A 4,975-nucleotide genomic window follows, 5' to 3' on the forward strand; every position below is an offset into this window, starting at 1 on the left:
ACAAGCTGGACCTTTGCAAATGGAAAGCCATGATATCAAGGCCACGGAGGCTCCCTCTTCCCTTCCCGGAAAGGGTAAGGAGAGTGCCCGTGGCTTTTGTTTTTAAAGCCAATTATCGTGGTGTTAATAGGGGAGGTAGATGTTGATGGGTGATGCACACCGGGATTATTTCAATCAAAAGGCGGCCATTTGGGATAATCTGTTGACTGGTGAGACATTGGAGCGTTTGAAAGAAATCATCGGTGAGCTTGCCATCAAACCCGGGAGCTTTATTCTGGACGCAGGTACCGGTACAGGAGTTCTTTTACCTTTTCTTGTTGAAGCGGCCGGCCCGGAAGGCAAGGTGGTGGCGCTGGACATCGCTGAAGAGATGTTGGCCAGAGCCAGGGCGAAAAATCCGGAGCATGTAGAATTTGTACTGGCGGATATAAGCTGTACGCCGTTTCAAGAAGATACTTTCGATGAAATCATCTGCAACTCCTGTTTCCCTCATGTTAGCGATAAACCCCGTGCATTGGTCGAAATGGCCCGTATTTTAAAGCCTGGCGGGAGACTGGTTATCTGCCATACCATGAGCAGGGAGGCAATCAACGATTTACACCGGTCGTTAGGGGGGGTGGTCGCGAACGATATAATTCCCGATGATGATGAAATGCGTGAATTGTGCAGGCAATGCGGATTGGTGGAGATTGAGATTATCAATACAAGGGAGAAATATGTTTTGAAAGCACGTAAACCCATATTGACAAGTTGAGCCGGGATTGAAAATGGAGGAGGGTATAACGTTGAAAAGGTTTTATGCGCGTGTTACGGCAATTATCATGGCAGTTCTTCTACTTGCTCTCGCTGGTTGTGCTGCGCAAAATACTTCAAAGCTAAAAGTTGCCACAGGTACGTCTTTGATTGCTGATATTGTCAAAAATGTCGGCGGTGATAAAGTAGATGTCGTGAATATTGTCCCTCCCGCTGCTTGCCCCGGGCATTTCGATCTGAAGCCGGGCGATGTACAAAAGCTGGCCGATGCGCAGCTATTTTTACGCCACGATTGGCAGGGGAAGATGTTTACCAAAGAACTGGTAGAATCGGTCCATAATAAGGACCTGCAGGTGGCGGAAGTTGCCGTGCCCGGTAACTGGATGGCCCCTCCGGTTCAAAAAGAAGCCGTTAAAAAAATTGCCGGGATCTTGATGGAAAAGGACCCTGCTAACAAGTCTTTTTATGAGCAAAATGCCACACGATTGATTTCACAGATTGAGTCAAAAGGTAAAGAGGTTCTGTCCAGGCTTCAGGCCGCCCGTGCAGGTGGTGTGAAGGTAATATGTTCCAATATGCAGGAAGGGTTTTTAAAATGGGCCGGCTTTGACGTGGTGGCTACTTATGGCCGGCCGGAGGAGCTTAGCCCGCAAAAAATGCAGGAGCTTATAAACAAAGGGAAACAGGCGGGAGTAAAGCTGGTGGTGGATAACCTGCAGAGCGGCCCGGATGCAGGCAAAGGCATGGCGAAAGAATTGGGGGCGGCCCAGGTGACCATCTCCAATTTCCCGGGAGGGTTGCCGCAAACGGATACCTGGAGCGCTGCTCTGGACAAAAATGTGGAGTTGCTTTTGGGTGCGCTTAAGGAGGTAAAATAAAATTAGTGTCGCCGGACGGTGGGACAGTATTCCGGAAAATGGGATGTTCAACGGGGCTGCTCTAATAAAGATAGAAGATGCCGTCGTTTCCTACCGTGAAGATGTAGCTTTACGGGGCGTTTCGCTGTCAGTCAGGAAGGGCGAACTGGTCGGTATCATCGGGCCGAACGGAGCCGGTAAAACCACTCTCCTCACCCTGGTGAACGGGTTGGGTAAGCTCCTCCAGGGGCGGGTGGAAGTGCTGGGCTACTCGATTCAAAAGGGCTGCCCGGCCTTTTTGCGCCGGCGGATTGGCTACGTGCCGCAGGTTCAGAACATTGATCCCCGGATGCCGGTGAGTGTGCGGGAAGTGGTCATGATGGGGCGCTGCGGCCGCCTGGGCCTGCTGCGCCGGCCCGGACCGGCCGACAGGCGGGTGGTGGACAGCATGTTGCAGCTGGTGGGTATGAGCCACCTTGCTTCTCGCCCCATCGGCCATCTTTCAGGAGGTGAGCAGCAGCGGGTGGCCATTGCCCGTGCCCTGGCTCAGGAGCCGGAGATCCTTCTCCTGGACGAGCCGACCGCGGCCCTGGACCGCCGGGCGCAGGTGGAGATCATGACTCTGGTCAGTGAAATCCACCGTTCCCGCCACCTGACTACTCTGATGGTGACCCACGAAATGAAAACGGCGGCAGCAGTTTGCGACCGGCTCATTTTAATGAAGGAGGGTCGCATCTGGGCCCAGGGCACGCCCGCGGAAGTGCTGCGGGAAGAGGTCCTGGACCTCCTGTTCGGTTGAAAAAAGCCTTCCCATTGGAGGTTTTGATATTTTGGATCTGTCTATTTTTGGTTACCAGTTCATGCAAAATGCCATTCTGGCCGGTTTGCTTGGGGGCGTGGCCTGTTCTCTGATCGGGGTTTTCGTTGTTACGATGAATCTTTCTTTTATCGGGGTGGCCATCTCCCACGCCGCTTTTGCCGGTGCGCTCTTCGGTGCCTGGCTGGGTTTTAATCCCCTGACCGGGGCTTTTCTATTCAGTCTGGTGGCGGCAGCGGTCATCGGGCCGCTGGCCGACCGGGGAGAATTCAACCCCGATACGCCCATCGGCATTGTTTTTTCCGTTACCATGGGGATGGCTTTTCTGTTTATGGGCCTTCTACCCGGCCCGAAAACCCAGGCCCTGGAGCTTTTGTGGGGAAGCATCCTTACGGTGAACGACCGTGACCTGCTTTTATTGGCTATGGTAGCGGCGGTTGTAGTGAGCCTGATAGCGCTCTTTTTTAAAGAAATTCAGGCTGTGATTTTTCACCGGGAGGTTGCCCTGGCCGTAGGCATTCCGGCCAACCTGATTTTTTACGGTCTGCTCTTTTTAACCGGTTCGGTCATTACCGTTTCTTTGCGCAGTATCGGCGGTCTGCTTATTTTTAACCTGATCCTGAATCCCGCGGCTGCGGCTTACCAGCTGACATATAACCTGCGGCTGATGTTTGTTTTATCTGCCGTTTTTGGCGTTATTTCAAGCTGGGTGGGGCTTTTTCTTTCCAGTTTGTTCAACCTGCCCAGTGGGGCCACCATTGTCGTTGTTTCGGCCGTTATTTTCGTCATTGCGGCTGCTTTTTCTCCCAAACGCAAAGTCAAAAAGTGGGAGAAGCAGGTGTCCCCGGCACCTGGGAATACTCTTTCCAAATAATCCTCAAGTCTGGCCGGGCAGCGACATGATGCTGCCCGGTAATTGTTTTGGCCGGGGAACAGGAGGTGGACGTAGAGGATGGCGAATCCTTAGCAGCTTCACAGGTTTGCCCTTTTGTACAATAATCCTGTTTTAGGCTGGCATCCTGCGGGGGAAAAATACAACTGATAATTTACCTTGCAGGAGGTTTTTGCCGTTGGCCAAGGGCAGCGCCGTGCGTCAGGTAGCCACGAAACGCATCAACTGGTATGGTTCGGTTACGGTTACCCCCACTACTACCGGGGTCAGGATCTTTCCCCGGGTGGAGTCATTAAACCATCGTTTGATGGAAAATAACGTCTTGCAGGTGCAGGCCACCATCAAGCTTTTTGCCGTTGCTCCTCCCGCCGGTGACCTCCCTGGTGAAAACGGCCAGTGCCCCCGTTGTTTCAGCAGTCTGGTCGACACCACCACCTTCATCCGGCTGAGGCCGGTGGCTCACCCGCGGGATATCCTTTCCATCCGCCATAAAGTGGGGATAGAGAAAACCACCATGCGTCCGGGACGTATCAGTGTCATCGGCCGGCTTGACATTGAGGTGGAATATCTTTCCCCGGTCAGCTTGAATGGTAGGGTTACGGCTTTTGCCACGGGTCAACCCGTAGGTGGGGCAAAAGTCCAGGTGCTGGACATGGAACAGGACGAGGTGCTCTACGAGACCACCACCGCTGCAGACGGCACCTACGCCTTCGAAGGCATTGATGCAGGCACCTACCGGGTGCGGGTACAGGCACCCAATTATGAGCCCCGGGAGGAAATAGCCGTTCTGATGCTCCAGGACACGGTTAATTTTGTACTGCACCCCCTGATCGAAGGGAAAGATGTTGCGGCAAATTAAGGCCCGGGCTTGTCATATTTGTCCTCCCTGTCCCATATAATTTTTCCAGCAGGGGGGATGAATCTTGCTTTGGAGCAGACCAAAAAGGAAATACCCCATTTCCGAACGTCCACATGCTGAGGACTGGTTATACCGGTATGCCCCTCCCGGGGGCGGCCGCCGCGGGAACAGCTGGTTCTGGCGGGCCATGGCGGCTGTGGTTATCTTCACCATCCTGCTCCTCGTCCGGGAGGTTCCCTACCCCGGAGGAGAGCAGGTGCGTGAAGGCCTGCGCTACCTCCTGACCACAGAGTGGAACTACCAGCCCATAGTGCAAAAGGTTGTGCAAATGGCCCTGCAGATGGCCAACGTGGAGCAGCCTTTATCCAGCGATGTAGCTCCCGGGGCCCGCCAAACCCTGAGCCCTGGCGGTGGGGGAGAAAGTTTCCAGATTCCGGTTTCGGGCAAGGTGGTACGTGGTTTTGGGTGGGTGCGGGACCCTCTGGATGACCTGGAGCGTTTCCACCCCGGTATTGACATTGCCGCGCCGCCGGGCACGCCCGTGAAAGCGGCCCGGGATGGCCGCGTGGCCAGGGTGGGGGAGGACGCTTCACTGGGCCGGTTTGTGCTCCTGGATCATGGGGGCGGAAGTTATACTTTATACGCCGGGTTGACCGGGATTGCCGTGGCCTCCGGGCAGCAGGTGGCCGCGGGGCAGAAACTGGCTGAGGTCGGGGGTAAGGGTGATGTACCCGGAGGTGGTTTGCATTTTGAAGTACGGGAAAAGGGAAGGTTGATCGATCCCCTGGTCAAGTTGC

General features: G+C 54.5%; 6 protein-coding genes. All 6 read left to right on the forward strand.

Annotated features, from left to right (window positions below; all coding sequences use genetic code 11):
- Positions 1-145: 145 nt before the first annotated feature.
- Entirely contained in the window at positions 146-754 is a 609-nt protein-coding gene (locus tag ACPLUI_RS10820) for a class I SAM-dependent methyltransferase (RefSeq protein WP_424660274.1), read from the forward strand.
- Positions 755-785: 31 nt separating this feature from the next.
- Positions 786-1,631, forward strand: a complete 846-nt coding sequence (locus tag ACPLUI_RS10825) for a metal ABC transporter substrate-binding protein (RefSeq protein ID WP_424660275.1) — start codon at positions 786-788, stop codon at positions 1,629-1,631.
- Positions 1,632-1,674: 43 nt separating this feature from the next.
- A complete protein-coding gene (locus ACPLUI_RS10830; RefSeq protein WP_424660276.1) occupies positions 1,675-2,409 on the forward strand; it encodes a metal ABC transporter ATP-binding protein in 735 nt (244 codons plus the stop codon).
- Between the two features lie 31 nt (positions 2,410-2,440).
- Positions 2,441-3,301 (forward strand): metal ABC transporter permease, encoded by an 861-nt coding sequence (locus tag ACPLUI_RS10835; protein WP_424660277.1) that lies wholly within the window; start codon positions 2,441-2,443, stop codon positions 3,299-3,301.
- A gap of 196 nt (positions 3,302-3,497) precedes the next feature.
- On the forward strand, positions 3,498-4,178 hold the full coding sequence (locus tag ACPLUI_RS10840) for a carboxypeptidase-like regulatory domain-containing protein (protein ID WP_424660278.1): 681 nt from the start codon (positions 3,498-3,500) through the stop codon (positions 4,176-4,178).
- A gap of 64 nt (positions 4,179-4,242) precedes the next feature.
- Positions 4,243-4,975 (forward strand): M23 family metallopeptidase (locus ACPLUI_RS10845; protein WP_424660279.1); only part of this gene is annotated, 733 nt, incomplete at its 3' end.

Origin of the sequence: Desulfofundulus sp. (assembly GCF_049701015.1) — a bacterium.
Lineage (GTDB): Bacteria > Bacillota > Desulfotomaculia > Desulfotomaculales > Desulfovirgulaceae > Desulfofundulus.

Excerpts from the sequence above, each read along its gene's own strand:
- ACPLUI_RS10830 (WP_424660276.1), top strand. The coding sequence starts at position 1,675 with ATGTTCAACGGGGCTGCTCTAATAAAGATAGAAGATGCCGTCGTTTCC.
- ACPLUI_RS10820 (WP_424660274.1), top strand. The coding sequence starts at position 146 with ATGGGTGATGCACACCGGGATTATTTCAATCAAAAGGCGGCCATTTGG.